Origin of the sequence: Actinomyces sp. zg-332, assembly GCF_011751945.2 — a bacterium.
GTDB lineage: Bacteria > Actinomycetota > Actinomycetes > Actinomycetales > Actinomycetaceae > ZJ293.
Map to the genome: position 1 here is coordinate 322618 of NZ_CP064951.1, position 17884 is coordinate 340501.

General features: G+C 39.7%; 7 protein-coding genes and 3 rRNA genes. 9 read left to right on the forward strand and 1 reads right to left on the reverse strand.

What is annotated here, in order from left to right; all coding sequences use genetic code 11:
- Positions 1 to 171 precede the first annotated feature (171 nt).
- Positions 172 to 555, forward strand: coding sequence for a hypothetical protein (locus tag HCQ94_RS01240; protein ID WP_166982793.1), 384 nt, complete (start codon positions 172 to 174; stop codon positions 553 to 555).
- Positions 556 to 3151: 2596 nt separating this feature from the next.
- On the opposite strand, the gene HCQ94_RS01245 is transcribed toward HCQ94_RS01240, so the two are convergent.
- Positions 3152 to 3706, reverse strand: coding sequence for a hypothetical protein (locus tag HCQ94_RS01245; RefSeq protein ID WP_166979108.1), 555 nt, complete (start codon positions 3704 to 3706; stop codon positions 3152 to 3154).
- Positions 3707 to 4267: 561 nt separating this feature from the next.
- On the opposite strand from HCQ94_RS01245, the gene HCQ94_RS01250 reads away from it, so the two are divergent.
- From HCQ94_RS01250 to HCQ94_RS01285, 8 genes are all read left to right on the forward strand, one after another.
- Positions 4268 to 5807 (forward strand): 16S ribosomal RNA (locus HCQ94_RS01250).
- 415 nt (positions 5808 to 6222) lie between these two features.
- Positions 6223 to 9337: ribosomal RNA gene (locus HCQ94_RS01255) — 23S ribosomal RNA — on the forward strand.
- 122 nt (positions 9338 to 9459) lie between these two features.
- Positions 9460 to 9576 (forward strand): 5S ribosomal RNA (rrf, locus tag HCQ94_RS01260).
- Together the 16S, 23S and 5S rRNA genes form the textbook arrangement of a ribosomal RNA operon.
- 1646 nt (positions 9577 to 11222) lie before the next feature.
- Entirely contained in the window at positions 11223 to 13058 is a 1836-nt protein-coding gene (gene dnaK, locus HCQ94_RS01265) for a molecular chaperone DnaK (RefSeq protein ID WP_166981138.1), read from the forward strand.
- Between the two features lie 88 nt (positions 13059 to 13146).
- Entirely contained in the window at positions 13147 to 13782 is a 636-nt protein-coding gene (locus HCQ94_RS01270) for a nucleotide exchange factor GrpE (protein ID WP_166981142.1), read from the forward strand.
- A gap of 371 nt (positions 13783 to 14153) precedes the next feature.
- On the forward strand, positions 14154 to 15170 hold the full coding sequence (locus HCQ94_RS01275) for a DnaJ C-terminal domain-containing protein (RefSeq protein ID WP_166981145.1): 1017 nt from the start codon (positions 14154 to 14156) through the stop codon (positions 15168 to 15170).
- Positions 15171 to 15495: 325 nt separating this feature from the next.
- Positions 15496 to 16017, forward strand: a complete 522-nt coding sequence (locus HCQ94_RS01280; RefSeq protein ID WP_232525737.1) for a heat shock protein transcriptional repressor HspR — start codon at positions 15496 to 15498, stop codon at positions 16015 to 16017.
- Between the two features lie 257 nt (positions 16018 to 16274).
- Positions 16275 to 17870, forward strand: a complete 1596-nt coding sequence (locus HCQ94_RS01285; protein WP_166976927.1) for an aspartate:alanine exchanger family transporter — start codon at positions 16275 to 16277, stop codon at positions 17868 to 17870.
- Positions 17871 to 17884: the final 14 nt, after the last annotated feature.

The window sequence follows — 17884 nt, forward strand, 5'->3', positions numbered from 1 at the left end:
TAACTGGGGCAGTGTATATACTTGGGTAGAACAAAATACTTGGGGAAAACTTTCCAGATATCTTGTTAAGCATGCAGTCAAAAAGTATTAAAGACTTGGTTAAACTTACTCATTGACGGTTAGCTTCTTCAATTCCTATATCTATGGTTTCTCATGTGATTGGAGTATAACATGCGAAAAGGATTTGCACATTTCCTTGAAATACTTGCCTACAGCGTTGTTGGTTCTATTGGGATAATTCGTTTTATTAGTAATCCTGAATTATCTACACTTGTGATGTTTACTATTGCAGCTTGTGTTTCGTACATTCATGTTTTTTACCTTTTAGATTATGATTCTTTGCCAGAGTATCAACAAGATATTTATCGAAATAACGTTGCAACATTAGTGGTCGCAGGAATTATTATTTTCTTGTACAAGCCAGCTTCTTTTGTCATAGGTGGGTTGTTGTTACTGATTGCATTTGCAATTTTTGTTCGCTCATTTATTTTGAAAGAACACGGACCTATTAAAAGAGGTGAAAGGAGCCTTTGGTTTCCTTTTCAAGGAATCTAGGTATTTTGCTTTATATGATAGGTTTAGTGCCTAGAAATATATAACAGGTAATATCTAGAAATGTTTTATAGATGTTTATATTGAAATATTTGTGGACTATTTATCTGCTTTACTGAATTATTTATCTATAAGTTACTCACTGTATTGTTGAAATGGTAGATAGTTCGTAGATATTGATTTTGCTCTTAGCTCTTATACATATTGATAGTGTAAGAGCTAAAAGTATTTAAAAGAGGTGTACAAGAAGTACATGACCTGAGATATGTGGTTGGGATAGTGTATTAAGTAGAAGCATCTGAAGAAGTACTATAAGTAGGATGTACGTGGGGTTGTGTTTTAAGCAATGTAGGCAAGAGGCATTACTATAATGAAAGTATTAATGTATTTGTTTTGAATGGTAATTTTTGAGCAGGGGGTTTTGGGTAGGGTGTTTTGTCTAGTAGTGTTTTATGTTTGATATATTCAAAAGAGGTCATGACTTTGTTGGTTAAAAATTTAGCACTCTGTTTTGTGGTGGAAAGTGTGTGTAAGGTAGTGTGTTATAGCTAGAAATGTGTGTGAAGTTGTTTTGAGTAGTTTATAAGATGCTGTTATAAGTGAGTAGAGTAAGTATTGATGAGTGTGTGGGATTTTGGTTTTGAAAATGCTCAAGTTGTATGAGAAGGATTTGTGTTGTGTTTTCGCGAATTTGTGAGGTTTTGTTAAGGGAGTTATTGTTTTGTTTTGTGGAGAAAGCTTGAGTTAGATAGTTTTTGTCTGTAAGTACTTACTATAGTGTTTATATGTAATAATTGTGAGATTGTTTTTTTGCCCGCATTACTATGAGTAAAATATTTTTTAATGTATTTGTTTTGAATGGTAATTTTTGAGTGTGTGTTTTTGAGTAGTGTTGTTTAAGGTGTTGTTGTTTCGTTCAAAGTATGTAAAGTGTGAATGGTTCCTATGACTGCTCTTGCATCCTTTTCTACTAACAAGACCAAAGACACATCCAGCAAACAACAATGTCACTAAACCAGTAAACAATCCCTCAACACCAGTAGTAGGTAGTTTACGAATTCTTAACATTAGTTATGCTCTTTTTCAACGGTAACACCGTTGTAAGTAGTAATGAGTGTGAGGTTATTTTTAAGCAGTTCTTAAGGTGTTGTTTAAGTGAGTAGGGTAGGTATTTGTTTTTTATTGATGAGTGTGTGAGATTTTGGTTATGAGAGTGTTTAAGCTGTGTGGAGAGGGGGGTATTGTGTTTTTAGTAGGGCGTGTGAAGTTTTGCTGAGTAAAGGAAGTGTTCGTTTTGTTTTGTGGAGAGAGTTTGAGTTAGATAGTTTTTGTTTGTAAGTACTTTAGATGGTGTTTTGTGTGATAACTTATAGATTGTTTTTGTGTGCATTCTTATGGGTAAAATATTTTTTAATGTATTTGTTTTGAACGGTAATTTTTGAGAGTATATTTTGCGCAAGGTTGTTCAATATGGTGTTGTTTCGTTCAAAAGTGTGTAAAGCATGAATGTTCTTATAGGAGCATTTGTGACTTTGTTGACTAAAAATTTAGCACTCTGTTTTGTGGTGGAAAGTGTATCTATGGTGTGAATAGCTTATAGTGGTATTTGTGAGTCTGTTGTAAGTAGTGTGTTCAAGGGTATATGTTATCTAAGGTGTGCGGAATGTTCCACTGTAGCTAAAAGTACCTAATACTGCTTACCATGCAATGTTATGTAAGAGTGTCTTTTGGTCAAAGTGTTGAACGCCTCATTCTGTACTACAACGTATACAATACAACACTATGAGTAAATGTAGATGAGACATTGTCTCAAAGCGAGAATGACCACTACTGTAAGCAATAAGTAAAATGCACAGGATAGGTTTGCTAAGTAAAATCTGTGTTAGACAGTTTTTGTAGGGACATCGAAGGTTGGTGTATTCTACAAAACTACTCAGGACAACACACTAAGCAAAAATACTTACACGATTTGTACACCAGAATTACTATGCAGAGATATAATGTATGCCTCCTCGAAAATACGTTTTGGTTGTTAAGTGTGCAAGCATATATTTATAACAAGTTATTTGAATACTGTTTGTCCTTTGATTCACTTCATACGTTCAAGTAAATATGGGTGGTTTATATCTCCGTTTTCCTGTTACCGTTGAAATCAAGACTATTAAAGTAGAGGATATATGACTACTTTACGCTTCGAAGTAAGATAAGTAGAAAGAGAAAATTCATTCTATAAGCAATAAGAGCTTCCTGATAATCTATAAGCTTCGGTTATAAGTATTGTTCAACTCTGATTAATGCCCTAGATTTTATAAATAAAAATTGAGGGGAGAATTACTTTATAAATCCTGTGCGAAATTTTTAGATTTTGTTATTTTTGTTTATGATTACTTTTGGTTTTATTTTGTCATTGTAATGTGGATAAGCGTCCGTATAATCATTTGTATAACCTGAATTAACTTAGAAGCAAGATAGTATTCTTTTATATAGAAACTTTATATTCAACGTGGTAAATACTTATCTAATCTTAGCTTTAGAGTGTGTAACTACTTATTTTTACTTACTTACTTACTTACTTACTTACTCCCTTTGCCTTTTTATCTTACGCTATTTGAATTATTTTTGATTTTTTACACAAGGGATTGGAAGAAACCACATCTTTTATTTTTTCTAGCATTTGCGAATAAGATAAACCGTAATAGTATAGTGCTGTGAAAGTTTCGTATTCTGAATAACTCATAATTTCAGCTTCGTTTTCAAGTCTTTCAAGTATGAGGTCATTCAAATCGTTTACGTCATTATTAGCGTATACTTCATCTGGTAAATCTTTTCCGTTTAAATACAAGCCAAGACCTTCTAAGGTTCCCAATGGAGTTATAGTATTTGATGGGAAAGATTTCAATTCAGATCCTTTAGGGATAGGAGTGTTTTCAAACAATTCTTGAAATATTTGAATCTCATAATCGGATAGTTCTGTGGTAGAAAAAGTTACAAAATCAATATTGCATGATTTTATTTCTCCAGTTTTTTCAAAGGTAGTTTTACCTCCTATTAAAGACCCTAAATTACGGTTTGTTAGAAAGTTTTCAAGTATATCTTCGAACTCGTAGCGAATATATGGTTGAAATCTAGCGTTTAAATAAAGTTTATATTTCATACGATTTTCTCCTTATAGGTAAGAATGATATAAGTAGTTCGTGCGCTCGAATATTATAAAAATATCTGGATTATGAAATAGAATTAGTTCTTCGAATATGTTGAAATAGTAAAGTATACAAATATATGTAATAACAAGTTCTCTCTTTGTGTATCGATTATACAGGTAAAATACTTCAAATTTACTTTGTAAATAAAAACGTTATAAATGTTTAATGAATTGTTTTTTTTTGTTTGGTGTGACACGCCCGGGTGTTTGTTGTGTTGTGTTGTGTGTGGTTGGGGGTGTATAGTTTTTGTCTGTTGCTTTGATGCTTTTTGTGTCAGGGTTTGTGTTTTTCCTGGTTTGTTTTCGGGGCTTCTGCTTTTTTTTGGTGGGGGTTTTGGGCTTTCTTGGGTTTTGTTGTTTGTGAACTGAACAGTGTGTCTTTTATTTTTGTGATGCCATTTATTTTTTTGATGATGCTGAGTGCTCTTTTTTGGGTGTTTGGTGTTGTTTTTTTGTTTTTTGCTTTTATTGGGCTTTTTGTTCAAGGGCTGAATTTGTTTTTTGTTTGGTTTTTGTTCGGAGAGTTTGATTCTGGCTCAGGACGAACGCTGGCGGCGTGCTTAACACATGCAAGTCGAACGATGAAGCATTTCCTTTCGGGGTTTTGTGGATTAGTGGCGAACGGGTGAGTAACACGTGAGTAACCTGCCCCCTTCTTTGGGATAACTATCGGAAACGGTGGCTAATACTGGATATTCAGCTTTTGCCGCATGGTGATTGTTGGAAAGGTTTTTTCTGGTGGGGGATGGGCTCGCGGCCTATCAGCTTGTTGGTGGGGTGATGGCCTACCAAGGCTTTGACGGGTAACCGGCCTGAGAGGGTGACCGGTCACACTGGGACTGAGATACGGCCCAGACTCCTACGGGAGGCAGCAGTGGGGAATATTGCACAATGGAGGAAACTCTGATGCAGCGACGCCGCGTGAGGGATGAAGGCCTTCGGGTTGTAAACCTCTTTCAGTAAGGGAGAAGGCTCTTTTTGTGGGGGTTGACGGTACTTACAGAAGAAGCGCCGGCTAACTACGTGCCAGCAGCCGCGGTAATACGTAGGGCGCGAGCGTTGTCCGGAATTATTGGGCGTAAAGAGCTCGTAGGTGGTTTGTCGCGTCTGCTGTGAAATTTCAGGGCTTAACCCTGGACGTGCAGTGGGTACGGGCAGACTAGAGTGCAGTAGGGGAGACTGGAATTCCTGGTGTAGCGGTGAAATGCGCAGATATCAGGAGGAACACCGGTGGCGAAGGCGGGTCTCTGGGCTGTTACTGACGCTGAGGAGCGAAAGCATGGGGAGCGAACAGGATTAGATACCCTGGTAGTCCATGCCGTAAACGTTGGGCACTAGGTGTGGGGTCTGTTTCCACGGATTCTGCGCCGTAGCTAACGCATTAAGTGCCCCGCCTGGGGAGTACGGCCGCAAGGCTAAAACTCAAAGAAATTGACGGGGGCCCGCACAAGCGGCGGAGCATGCGGATTAATTCGATGCAACGCGAAGAACCTTACCAAGGCTTGACATACACTGGGATGCTGCAGAGATGTGGTAGTCTTCGGACTGGTGTACAGGTGGTGCATGGTTGTCGTCAGCTCGTGTCGTGAGATGTTGGGTTAAGTCCCGCAACGAGCGCAACCCTTGTCTCATGTTGCCAGCACGTTGTGGTGGGGACTCGTGAGAGACTGCCGGGGTTAACTCGGAGGAAGGTGGGGATGACGTCAAATCATCATGCCCCTTATGTCTTGGGCTTCACGCATGCTACAATGGCCGGTACAGAGGGTTGCGATATCGTGAGGTTGAGCTAATCTCTTAAAGCCGGTCTCAGTTCGGATTGGGGTCTGCAACTCGACCCCATGAAGGTGGAGTCGCTAGTAATCGCAGATCAGCAACGCTGCGGTGAATACGTTCTCGGGCCTTGTACACACCGCCCGTCACGTCACGAAAGTTGGTAACACCCGAAGCCCATGGCCTAACCGTTTGGGGGGAGTGGTCGAAGGTGGGATTAGCGATTGGGACGAAGTCGTAACAAGGTAGCCGTACCGGAAGGTGCGGCTGGATCACCTCCTTTCTAAGGAGACCGCAAATCATTTATTATTATTGTTTTTGGTTTGTGTTTGTCTTTTTTGGCATGACTGTTTGCATTGGACCCTTTGTTTTTTGGGTTGGTTTGTTTGTGGTTGTGTTTTGTTTTTTTTGGGTGGAACGTCATGGAAGACCTCGTTTGTTTGCTGGCCTGTTTTGGGTTGGTGCGGGGGTGGATGCGCTGTTTGGTTTAGGGGCAACAGTTTTTGTTGTTTCTTTTTTTTGTTTGCCATGCTTATTTTGTCGCGGTCCTTGTTTTGGGGTTGTGGTGGTTTGTGTTGGTGGGTTGTTTGTGAACTGTATAGTGAACGCGAGCATCTATGACAAGAGGATCCGTTTTTTTGGGTTTTTTTGTTGTTGTAATGTTTGTTAGAGAATTTTTTTTGGTCTCATTTTTTTGTTTTGTAGTTGCTTAGAGCATTCGGTGGATGCCTTGGCACCAGGAGCCGATGAAGGACGTTGTGGCCTGCGATATGCCTCGGGGAGTTGGCGAACGAGCTTTGATCCGAGGGTGTCCGAATGGGGGAACCCAGCAAGAGTTGTGTCTTGTTACCAGCATTTGAATATATAGGGTGTTGGGGGAACGAGGGGAAGTGAAACATCTTAGTACCCTTAGGAAGAGATATTGCGTGAGTAGTGGCGAGCGAAAGCGTAGGAGGCTAAACCATGCGCGTGTGATAGACGGCAGTTGTTGCGTGTGTGGGGTTGTGGGGCGTGTTTTTTCAGTGTGCTGCCGCATGCTGGGTGAGTTATAAATGGTTGTTATAGTTGAACACTTTGGGAAGAGTGACCGTAGAGCGTGATAGTCGTGTAGGTGTAATTTCAGCCACTTGCTTGATGCGTTCCCGAGTAGCACGGGGCCCGTGGAATCTCGTGTGAATCTGCCAAGACCACTTGGTAAGCCTAAATACTACCTGGTGACCGATAGTGTATTAGTACCGTGAGGGAATGGTGAAAAGTACCCCGGGAGGGGAGTGAAATAGTACCTGAAACCGGATGCTTACAATCCGTCGGAGCCTTGAGGGGTGACGGCGTGCCTTTTGAAGAATGAGCCTGCGAGTTAGTGGTATGTGGCGAGGTTAACCCGTGTGGGGTAGCCGTAGCGAAAGCGAGTATGAATAGTGCGTTTTAGTCGCATGCTCTAGACCCGAAGCGGGGTGATCTACCCATGGCCAGGTTGAAGCACGTGTAAGAGCGTGTGGAGGACCGAACCCACTTCAGTTGAAAATGGAGGGGATGAGCTGTGGGTAGGGGTGAAAGGCCAATCAAACTCCGTGATAGCTGGTTCTCCCCGAAATGCATTTAGGTGCAGCGTTACGTGTTTCTTGCCGGAGGTAGAGCTACTGGATGGCCGATGGGCCCTACCGGGTTACTGACGTTAGCCAAACTCCGAATGCCGGTATAGTTAGAGCGTAGCAGTGAGACTGCGGGGGATAAGCTTCGTAGTCGAGAGGGAAACAGCCCAGATCATCAGCTAAGGCCCCTAAGCGTGTGCTAAGTGGGAAAGGATGTGGAGTTGCATAGACAACCAGGAGGTTGGCTTAGAAGCAGCCATCCTTGAAAGAGTGCGTAATAGCTCACTGGTCAAGTGATTCCGCGCCGATAATGTAGCGGGGCTTAAGTACACCGCCGAAGCTGTGGCATTCACACTTTTTTTGCTAAGCCGCCCTTTGATGGTTGGTTCAGGTGTGTGGATGGGTAGGGGAGCGTCGTGTGTGGGGTGAAGTCTCGGAGTGATCTAGGGGTGGACTGTACACGAGTGAGAATGCAGGCATGAGTAGCGAATGGAGAGTGAGAAACTCTCCCGCCGTATGACCAAGGGTTCCAGGGCTAGGCTAATCCGCCCTGGGATAGTCGGGACCTAAGGCGAGGCCGACAGGCGTAGTCGATGGACAACCAGTTGATATTCTGGTACCGGCGAAACACCGTAAGGAACTGAACTTTATTGTTTTCGTGAACGCTGGTGGCTTTTCTTTTTTCTTTCGGGGAAAGGGTTGGTTGCTGGTTTTTGTGTTAATGTTTTTAGTAGGTTAGCGTGTTAACAGGGGTGACGCAGAAAGGTAGCCTCCGCGTGCTGATGGTTATGCACGTCTAAGGATGTGGCCCGTTTCCTAGGTAAATCCGGGGAACATGTGGGTGAGGTCTGATGGTGACACATTTTTTGTGGAAGTGGGTGATCCTATGCTGCCTAGAAAAGCCTCGACGTTAGGTGTTAGCCGCCCGTACCCTAAACCGACACAGGTGGTTGAGTAGAGTATACTAAGGCGATCGAGATAATCATGGTTAAGGAACTCGGCAAAATGCCCCCGTAACTTTGGGAGAAGGGGGGCCTACCTGGTGAAGCCAATTTTTTCTGGTGGAGCTGGTGTGGGTCGCAGAGACCAGGGGGAAGCGACTGTTTACTAAAAACACAGGTGCGTGCGAAGTCGTAAGACGATGTATACGCACTGACGCCTGCCCGGTGCTGGAAGGTTAAGAGGAACGGTCAAACATTTTTTTGTTGAAGCTGTGAATTTAAGCCCCAGTAAACGGCGGTGGTAACTATAACCATCCTAAGGTAGCGAAATTCCTTGTCGGGTAAGTTCCGACCTGCACGAATGGCGTAACGACTTCCCTACTGTCTCGACCATGAACTCGGCGAAATTGCATTACGAGTAAAGATGCTCGTTACGCGCAGCAGGACGGAAAGACCCCGGGACCTTTACTATAGCTTGGTATTGGTGATCGCTTGTGCTTGTGTAGGATAGGTGGGAGACTGTGAAGATGGAACGCTAGTTTTGTTGGAGTCGTTGTTGAAATACCACTCTGGTTCAAGTGATTGTCTAACCTCGGTCCGTGATCCGGACTAGGGACAGTGCCTGGTGGGTAGTTTAACTGGGGCGGTTGCCTCCTAAAAGGTAACGGAGGCGCTCAAAGGTTCCCTCAGCCTGGTTGGCAATCAGGTGTCGAGTGTAAGTGTAGAAGGGAGCTTGACTGTGAGAGTGACAGCTCGAGCAGGTGCGAAAGCAGGAACTAGTGATCCGGCCGTGGTTCGTGGAAACGCGGTCGCTCAACGGATAAAAGGTACCCCGGGGATAACAGGCTGATCTTGCCCAAGAGTCCATATCGACGGCATGGTTTGGCACCTCGATGTCGGCTCGTCGCATCCTGGGGCTGGAGTAGGTCCCAAGGGTTGGGCTGTTCGCCCATTAAAGCGGTACGCGAGCTGGGTTTAGAACGTCGTGAGACAGTTCGGTCCCTATCCGCTGTGCGCGTTGGAAACTTGAGAAGGCCTGTCCCTAGTACGAGAGGACCGGGACGGACGAACCTCTGGTGTGCCAGTTGTACCGCCAGGTGCATGGCTGGTTGGCTACGTTCGGGAGGGATAACCGCTGAAAGCATCTAAGCGGGAAGCCTGCTTCAAGATTAGGTTTCGTTTGAGGTCCCCACTAGACTAGTGGGTTGATAGGCTGGATGTGGAAGAGCAGTAATGTTTTTTAGAGCTGACCAGTACTAATTGACCGATAACTACAAAAACATGTAAACAAAAAAATTTTTTTTTGGGATTGTATGTATTGTTTTCTGACAAAGTGTTTTGGTGTTCGCGTTTTACTATATGGTTCATGACCAACCCGTCGGGGTGTGGTTTGATAGGTTTTTGCGGTGGTCATAGCGTGGGAGTTACGCCCGGTACCATTCCGAACCCGGTAGCTAAGGCCTGCAGCGCTGATGGTACTGCACTCGTGGGGGTGTGGGAGAGTAAGTCACTGCCGCAATAAAAAACTGTTTGTTTTGTTTAGGGGTTAGGACAGGGAAACATGAGAAAGTGTTTCTTGTCCTAGCCCCTAAAGTATTTTAAACACAAAAAACATTCTTTGATTCTTGTTTAGTATTATTCTTTGTTCTTACACACATATTTTTAAACACAAACATTTTTTGTTCAGGGGTATGCGTGTAGAGGGTATGAGTTCCCACGTATGAAACCCCTTGTGAAGGGAGGGGGTAAGGAGTGGTGTAAAACCTTCGGATTAGTGTGTGGGAATATATAGGGTTTGTGTATCATATAACTTTATATCCAAATTATTATTATTACTATTATTATTGTTGTTGGTTAGTATTCCTTTTATTACTTCCCCTGTGGTTTTATTTTGTTTATTCTCTGGGTATAGTTTTTTGTTCTTTGGGCTGACTTTCCAAAAATACTACTTTTACTATTTTTTCTGCTTATCTCTGGTCTTTTTTATTTTTTTGTTTGCTGGGATTTTCTAAAACCTATCCCTATTACAAAAAAAGGGGTCAGGGGAAAGCCAGTTACTCTGCCAAAAAAAGGTGTGTTCTCATAGTTTTTCTTACATAGGGATACTTGTATATTTTATTGTTCTGGTTTTATTTTTGTTTATCCCTGCTTATCTCTGGTCTTTTTTCATCTATACTAACTACTGAAAAATGGGTTTTACTAGGGATTGCTCATAAATATTTTTTTTAAAACTATTCACTGAACATGTAAGCTACACTACTAAAAGGTAGTATATATGCTTATACACCTGCTTTTGTGGTATGTATAAACACTATTACGGACTATGAAATATATAAAACCTTACTTTTAAATGTAATAAGAAGTATTGTAATAGCTACTTAGGGGAAATATATGTAGTTCCTTATGTAAACATGTTTAAAAGTCACAGACCTATACGTACGTAACACGAGCTATAAAGTTTATGTATTTTAATATGGTGGTGTAAAACTATCTTAAATATATTTTATAAGTTTCAATACATTTTGTTATTTTTTTATAATATATTTTCTCTGTACTAAATTAGGTTAACGCAAACAAATAAACAAATTTTATCTTCTTACCTGAAAAATACATACATCTATATTTTGTACCGTAGTATGTAGATATTGGGTAATAAAATAGCAGTTTCCCTAAAACTTACTTACGTTTTAACAATGAGTGTAAAACAAGAACATTTTACTACTTTTTACATGCTTTCTGAGATATGAACCATACATACGCATGCTTATAGAAGACACTATACCAAACACACTCTATGTACGCTCATAGAACTTAGTTATCAATTGAACTTTTTAAACTTATGCATTGTTCAGCCGATAATACGTCCAAAGTTGAATTTATGCACTGTACATCTTATATTTACTCTATTTTAGTTATTCTTATAGCGAAATTCTTTTTCGTTACCAAATACTTTTCTGAAACAAAAATTTCATGAAAAGTTTGAAATACCAATGAAAAATCCTACTCTATTTTCTTGTTAAAAATGACAGACATACTAAAGTAGAGTTGAAAGTTGAGCCTAAGAGACTAAAGTTTTAAAAAACTCTCTTGCTTTTAAAAAAGCAATCCTGTAAAGTTGAGTGCAGAACGCTAAAGTTTAGAAACTTTATAGAAATAGGAGATAAAATGGGACGTGCAGTAGGTATTGACTTAGGTACAACAAACTCTGCTATTGCAGTACTAGAAGGTGGAGAACCAACAATTATTGCTAATGCTGAAGGTGAACGTACTACACCATCAGTTGTTGCTTTTTCTAAATCCGGTGAAGTTTTAGTTGGTACAGTTGCTAAACGTCAGGCTGTGACAAATGTGGATCGCACAATTGCTTCAGTAAAACGTCACATGGGTACTAACTGGTCTACAGAAATCGATGGTAAGAAATATACAGCACAGGAAATTTCAGCTCGTACACTATCAAAGCTAAAGGCTGATGCTGAGGCTTATCTTGGTGAACCAGTAACTGATGCTGTTATTACAGTTCCAGCTTATTTCAATGATGCTGAACGTCAGGCTACAAAGGATGCTGGTCAAATTGCTGGTTTGAATGTTCTACGTATTGTTAACGAACCAACAGCCGCTGCTCTTGCTTACGGTCTAGAAAAGGGCAAAGAAGACGAACTAATTTTGGTATTCGACCTTGGTGGCGGTACATTTGATGTTTCTTTGCTAGAAGTTGGAAAAGACGAAGATGGATTCTCAACAATTCAGGTACGTGCAACAAATGGTGATAACCGCTTAGGTGGTGACGACTGGGATCAGCGTATTGTGGATTGGTTGATTGAACAGGTAAAGAATAAGGATGGCGTAGACTTATCTAAAGATAAGATTGCTTTGCAACGTTTGCGTGATGCTGCTGAAGCTGCTAAGAAAACACTATCATCTTCAACATCAGCAGACGTTTCTTTACAGTATGTCTCAATGAGTGAAAATGGTCCAATTCACTTGGAAGAAACATTGACACGTGCTCAGTTCCAAAATATGACAGCTGACTTGATTGAACGCACAAAGGCTCCATTCAACGCTGTTGTTAAAGATGCTGGAATTAAAATAAGTGAAATTGACCATGTAGTTCTAGTTGGTGGTTCAACACGTATGCCAGCCATTACAGAAGTAGTAAAGGAATTGACTGGTGGTCGTGAACCAAACAAGGGCGTAAACCCAGATGAAGTAGTTGCTGTTGGAGCAGCTTTGCAGGCTGGTGTTATTCAAGGTGATCGTAAAGACGTTCTACTTATTGACGTTACACCTTTGTCACTAGGTATTGAGGTCAAGGGTGGCTTTATGCAGAAGCTGATTGAACGCAACACAGCTATTCCAACAAAGCGTAGTGAAATTTTCTCAACAGCTGAAGATAATCAGCCATCAGTTCTTATTCAGGTATTCCAGGGCGAACGTGAATTCGCACGTGATAATAAGCCATTGGGCACATTTGAATTGACAGGAATTGCTCCAGCTCCACGTGGTATTCCACAAATTGAAGTAACTTTTGACATTGACGCAAACGGTATCGTACATGTTAGTGCAAAGGATCTAGGTACAGGTAAAGAACAGTCCATGACTATTACTGGTGGTTCAGCTCTTCCTAAGGAAGAAATTGACCGTATGGTCAAAGAAGCTGAAGCACATGCTAATGAAGATAAAGCTCGTCGTGAAGAAGCTGAGACACGTAATACAGCTGAACAGACAGTTTACAGTGTTGAAAAGCTTTTGAAAGACAATGCTGAAAAACTTCCAGCTGATGTAACTTCACAGGTTCAAGAAGCTGTCGATGGCGTAAAGAAAGCTCTAGAAGGCGAAGATATTGAAGCTATCAAGACTGCAATGAGTGCTTTAGATGAAAAGGCTCAGCAAATCGGTCAGGCACTATATGCTAATGCACAAGCTTCCGAACAGAGTGCACAACAAGCACCTGAAGAAGAAGTTATTGATGCGGAAGTAGTTGACGAAGACGAAAATAAATAATTGTGAATTTCCGTTCTTGGGCTACCAAATTTGATGGTGGCCCAAGAAACATATCTGCTAAAAATTCTATTAACTAGGTGTGCTATAAATGAACGACAATATTGAAGATAAGAAAACTCGCGAAGCTTTGATAGATGATAATACTGGTGAATCAACACAATGTGAATGCGAACAAAAAGCTGAAGAAACTCTATCTGGTGCTGAAAACGAAACAGGAACAACAGATAGTGAACTTGCTGATGAGAGTGCAAAAACACCAGAGGAAGAAAACTTAGAGTTAAAAGAAAAAATTGATAAACTAACAGATGAACTAGCAAGATCTAACGCTGATTACTATAACTTGCAAAACGAGTATTCTAATTATGTGCGTAGATCAAAATCTGAAATTTCTACTTATAAGTTAGCCGGAGTTGAATCAGTTGTAGAATCCTTATTGTCTGTATTTGATGATATTGATGCTGCTAAGAAACATGGAGATTTAACCGATGGACCATTTGTTGCCATAGTTAATAAAATTGAAACAGCTTTAAAAACTGATTTTAAAATTGAACGCTTTGGTAATTTTCATGACGAATTTGACCCGAATATGCATGAAGCTTTACTAGTTACTCCAAATCCAAGTAGTGACAAAGAAGAAATTGGTGATATTATTCAAAGCGGTTGGAAGATAGAAGATAAAATTATTCGTGCTGCTAAGGTTGTTGTATTTACTCCTTCAGAATAATTATTAGCTAAGCTGGTATAAGAGGATAGACTATTCTTATTATAAAAAATAATAGCAATATTTATGAGGCAAACGAGCAAAACGAGTATCATAAAAGCTCAGAAGTATTCAACAAGGTGCTAATAATTACACTTATTTCAGCAGAATAACCTGAAAATATTGTGATAGGCTAACTTCATAGGTTTCGTAGGCTTCCATGGGATAACTTATCTGTTTTCAAAAATTGCTATTCAAAATATGGTTGGTGTAAAAGGAGAATTAGCTTTCATACCATTCATATAAGAAAAACATTGCCACGATGAGGATTTATTCGCTATTTATAAATTTTTGAGAAATTTCGTTCATCTGTAACAATTAGAGAAGAAGGAAAAATGGCTTCACAAGATTGGCTTAACAAGGATTTCTATGCCACTCTTGGCGTGAAAAAAGACGCAGACGATAAAGAAATTAAAAAAGCTTATCGTAAACTTGCTCGTCAATATCACCCAGATAAAAATCCTGATGACAAAAAAGCTGAAGAGAAATTTAAAGAAATAGGTGAAGCATACGCTGTATTATCTGATCCTAAAGATAGGCAACAGTACGATGCTTTACGTACCATGGGTAGTGGTGGTGCGCGTTTTTCTGCTGGTAGTGGTGCTGGTGGTTTTGAAGACATATTCAGTTCCATGTTTTCAGGAGGCAGGGCTTCTCGAGGAAATACAAGAAGTGCTGGTGGCTTTGAAGACATATTTAGTGGGCTTTTCAACGGAGGATTTTCTACTGCTTCTAATGGTAGTTCTGCTAGTAGAATGTGGGAACAAGCAGATACTGGTAGGCAATCAGCTACTCCTCAAAAAGGTAAAGATAAGCAAGCTAAGATAACTCTGAGCATTAGGCAAGCTATCAAAGGTGCAAAGATAAAGCTAAATGTTTCTGGGCAAACGGTTACAGCAAATGTTCCAGCGGGCATAAATGATAAACAAAAAATTAAAATATCAGGTAAAGGTAACCCTGGAGAATTTGGTGGAAGTAATGGTGACTTAGTCGTAACTATTACTGTGAAAGAAGATCCTTATTTAAAACTTGAAGGTAAGGATATAGTTATAAAAACACCGATTAGTTTTAGTGAAGCTTATCTTGGTGCTGATATACAAGTTCCAACGCTTAATGGTGAGTTAATTGATGTTGCAATACCACCTAAAACTGACAGCGGTAGCAGAATTACCGTTTCAAATAAAGGTGTGCAAACTTCTAAAGGAACTGGTGACTTAATCGTTGAAGTTCAGATTGTCTTACCTAAGATAGATGACGATGATACTAATGTTGTTCTCCAGCAGTTGGCTGAACAAGTTAACAAGGCTGAATCGAAAACTCGTGAAAGCTTTTTGGAACATATTATGCCTTAGGGAAATATTTAGTTTAAGTGCTTTATAGAGCGGGTAAAGTTGTGCTTTAGTATTCGAAGTAAAAGCTGAAAACAATATTTGCTTTAAAATGCCTAAACGCTTAAAGCTAAGTATTTATATGAAAGTGGCATATAATATGAAATATATCTTGGTATATATAGAAAATGAATAATTGCGCTCTCGAAAATAAGTGTTACCAAAAGTTTCTAATAAAGGGTATGCAAAAAGGTGTGAAGAGTTATTGTAGTGACAAATATAATAGCTTTTTATGGAGAAAAAGAACTTATAATATTAAAGTAACTAGTTAAATAGTGGTGGTGATAAGATGGCTAAGAATTTTGCAGATGAAATAAATGTTTTTGAAGAAGAAGATGGCACCATTCGTTTAACTTTTACACAATTTGAGCAATATGATTATGATGATCAAGAAGAAATTGAGCGTATGCCATTAATGCCTATTTCTGTTGCTGCGGCTCTTGCTAATATGCACCCTCAAACTGTGCGTCAATATGACCGCTTAGGACTTGTTATCCCTGGTAGAACAAAAGGTAAGGGTAGACGTTATAGCTTGAAAAATGTTGAAAGGCTTTTAAATATTCAGCGTATGTCTAGGCAGGGAGTAAATCTTGAAGGAATACGTAGAATAATCGAGTTAGAAGAAGAAAAAGACTATCTTTTGTCTAAAATTGCGAAACTAGAAATGCAAGTACAGTCTAGTAACAGGGTATTTACAGCTGATTCTAAGGGAAGAATACACCCAATGCGTAGAGGAATGCGTTACTCTATCAAAGAAGAAGCTGGCGATTCATGTGCTTTGGTAATATGGAAGCCTGCACAATCTTTTTAAGATTTCAGGTTAGTTTATTATACAGTCCTGATATTTGCGGTATTACAAGGTAAAGGCTTTAGTGAATAAAATAATTATGAGGCTAAAATCGATAAAATATTATAAACTGTGCGACGATGTATAGTAGTTTTATGTTGATTATTTATGAATTGCCATAAGTGAAGTAAATTTAAAGCATTATTTCTCATATACCTATAGTTTTGTGAATATTTATATATTAATATTATGTACACAGTAAATTTTACGTTAGAGAGATTATGCGTACTATACTTGACTTTTTTGCTCAGAATACAGTTCTTCTTCTATTTGTTTTAATACTCATTGGTATGGCAATTGGTAAGGTCAAGATTGGAGGAATTAGTCTTGGCGTAGCTGCTGTCTTATTTGTTTCTATGGGATATAGTGCTTTTTCTCACTACTATGGTATAGAAGTATCTATTCCTGCTGAATTTGGGACGTTAGGGTTGGTCCTGTTTACTTTCACTATAGGAATGAGCTCTGGGCCTAGCTTCTTTAAAATCTTGCGTAAGTCTTTCTGGCATATTCTTGGGTTGTTATTAATACTAATTTTTTCAGCAGCGGCTTGCTACTTCGTAGGCTATTATTTGCTTGGAATGTCACCTGCTGTAATTGGTGGTACTTACGCTGGGGCTTTGACTAGTACTCCTACGCTTTCAGCTGTGGGTAATGCTTCAAATAGTTTACAAGAAGCAACCGTTGGTTATGCTCTTGCTTATATTTATGGCATTTTAGGTATGATGATTTTCTGTTATATGGCTTTGCGGTATAGACGTAAAGACAAGGATGCTCCTGAAAAGATTTATACCCATACTGTGCGAGTTGAGAGTGATTTGAATTTGACTATTGGACAGATAAGTAAAAAATATGGTTCAAAAATTAAATTCCCTCGTCTAGCGCATGGAGAAAATGGCCATGTTTCTCTGCCTTCTGAAGACCAACTTTTGAGAGAAGGCGATTTAGTTACTATAGTTGGTTCTGAAAAAGTTGTTAAAGAAGTGATTGACTTTTTAGGACATGAATCTTCGTTTGCTTTAGATGCTGACCGTTCAGAAATGGATATGTGTAGGTTTACTATTTCTAACCCTAAGTTTAGTGGCTGTAAAGTTAAGGATTTGAATGTTGAAGGTAGATTTAATGCTACTGTATCTCGAGTTAGGCGTGGCGATGTTGATATGTTTGCTGATCCTGATTTACGTTTACAGCAAGGAGACAGGGTTAGGGTAGTTGTTCCTTGGAATAAAATAAAAGAGCTTAATGAATATTTTGGTGATTCTGTTAAAGGACTAATTGATATAAACCCAGTTGCTTTGGGGCTTGGCATTGTATTTGGTGTGCTTGTAGGAATGATACCTTTGTTCCCATTACCGGGAGGACACTTTTCGCTAGGTATTGCTAGTGCCACTATGTTAGTTGGTATTATTTTTGGTTACTTGGGTAAGATTGGTTCGGTTCCTCTTGCTATTCCGTATACTGCTTGCCAAGTTTTATGTGAGTTAGGGCTATGCATTTTCCTAGTTCAAGCTGGTGTAAATGGTGGTAGTCAGATTTTGAATGCTTTCACTAGTGATATGTGGTGGAAGATTCTTCTGCTTGGCATTATGGTCACCAGCATTGTAGGTGGTTTTTCATATTTGGTAATGCGTCATGTTATGAAAATGGGTGGTACTCGTTTGTCTGGTTTTATTGCTGGAGCACAAACTCAATCAGTTTTGCTTTCTTTCTCAAGTAATATAACTAAAGGGGATCCTCGTGTAGCTATTGGATATGCAATGGTTTATCCTATAGCCACTATTTGTAAGGTTTTTATTGGGCAAATTTTAGGTGGTTTGTAACTACTGTAAGGTAA

Bases quoted from the DNA above. Each gene is read 5' to 3' on its own strand.
- dnaK (WP_166981138.1), top strand. From the start codon at position 11,223: ATGGGACGTGCAGTAGGTATTGACTTAGGTACAACAAACTCTGCTATT.
- HCQ94_RS01245 (WP_166979108.1), bottom strand. From the start codon at position 3,706: ATGAAATATAAACTTTATTTAAACGCTAGATTTCAACCATATATTCGC.
- HCQ94_RS01240 (WP_166982793.1), top strand. From the start codon at position 172: ATGCGAAAAGGATTTGCACATTTCCTTGAAATACTTGCCTACAGCGTT.
- HCQ94_RS01285 (WP_166976927.1), top strand. From the start codon at position 16,275: ATGCGTACTATACTTGACTTTTTTGCTCAGAATACAGTTCTTCTTCTA.
- HCQ94_RS01280 (WP_232525737.1), top strand. From the start codon at position 15,496: ATGGCTAAGAATTTTGCAGATGAAATAAATGTTTTTGAAGAAGAAGAT.
- HCQ94_RS01275 (WP_166981145.1), top strand. From the start codon at position 14,154: ATGGCTTCACAAGATTGGCTTAACAAGGATTTCTATGCCACTCTTGGC.
- HCQ94_RS01270 (WP_166981142.1), top strand. From the start codon at position 13,147: ATGAACGACAATATTGAAGATAAGAAAACTCGCGAAGCTTTGATAGAT.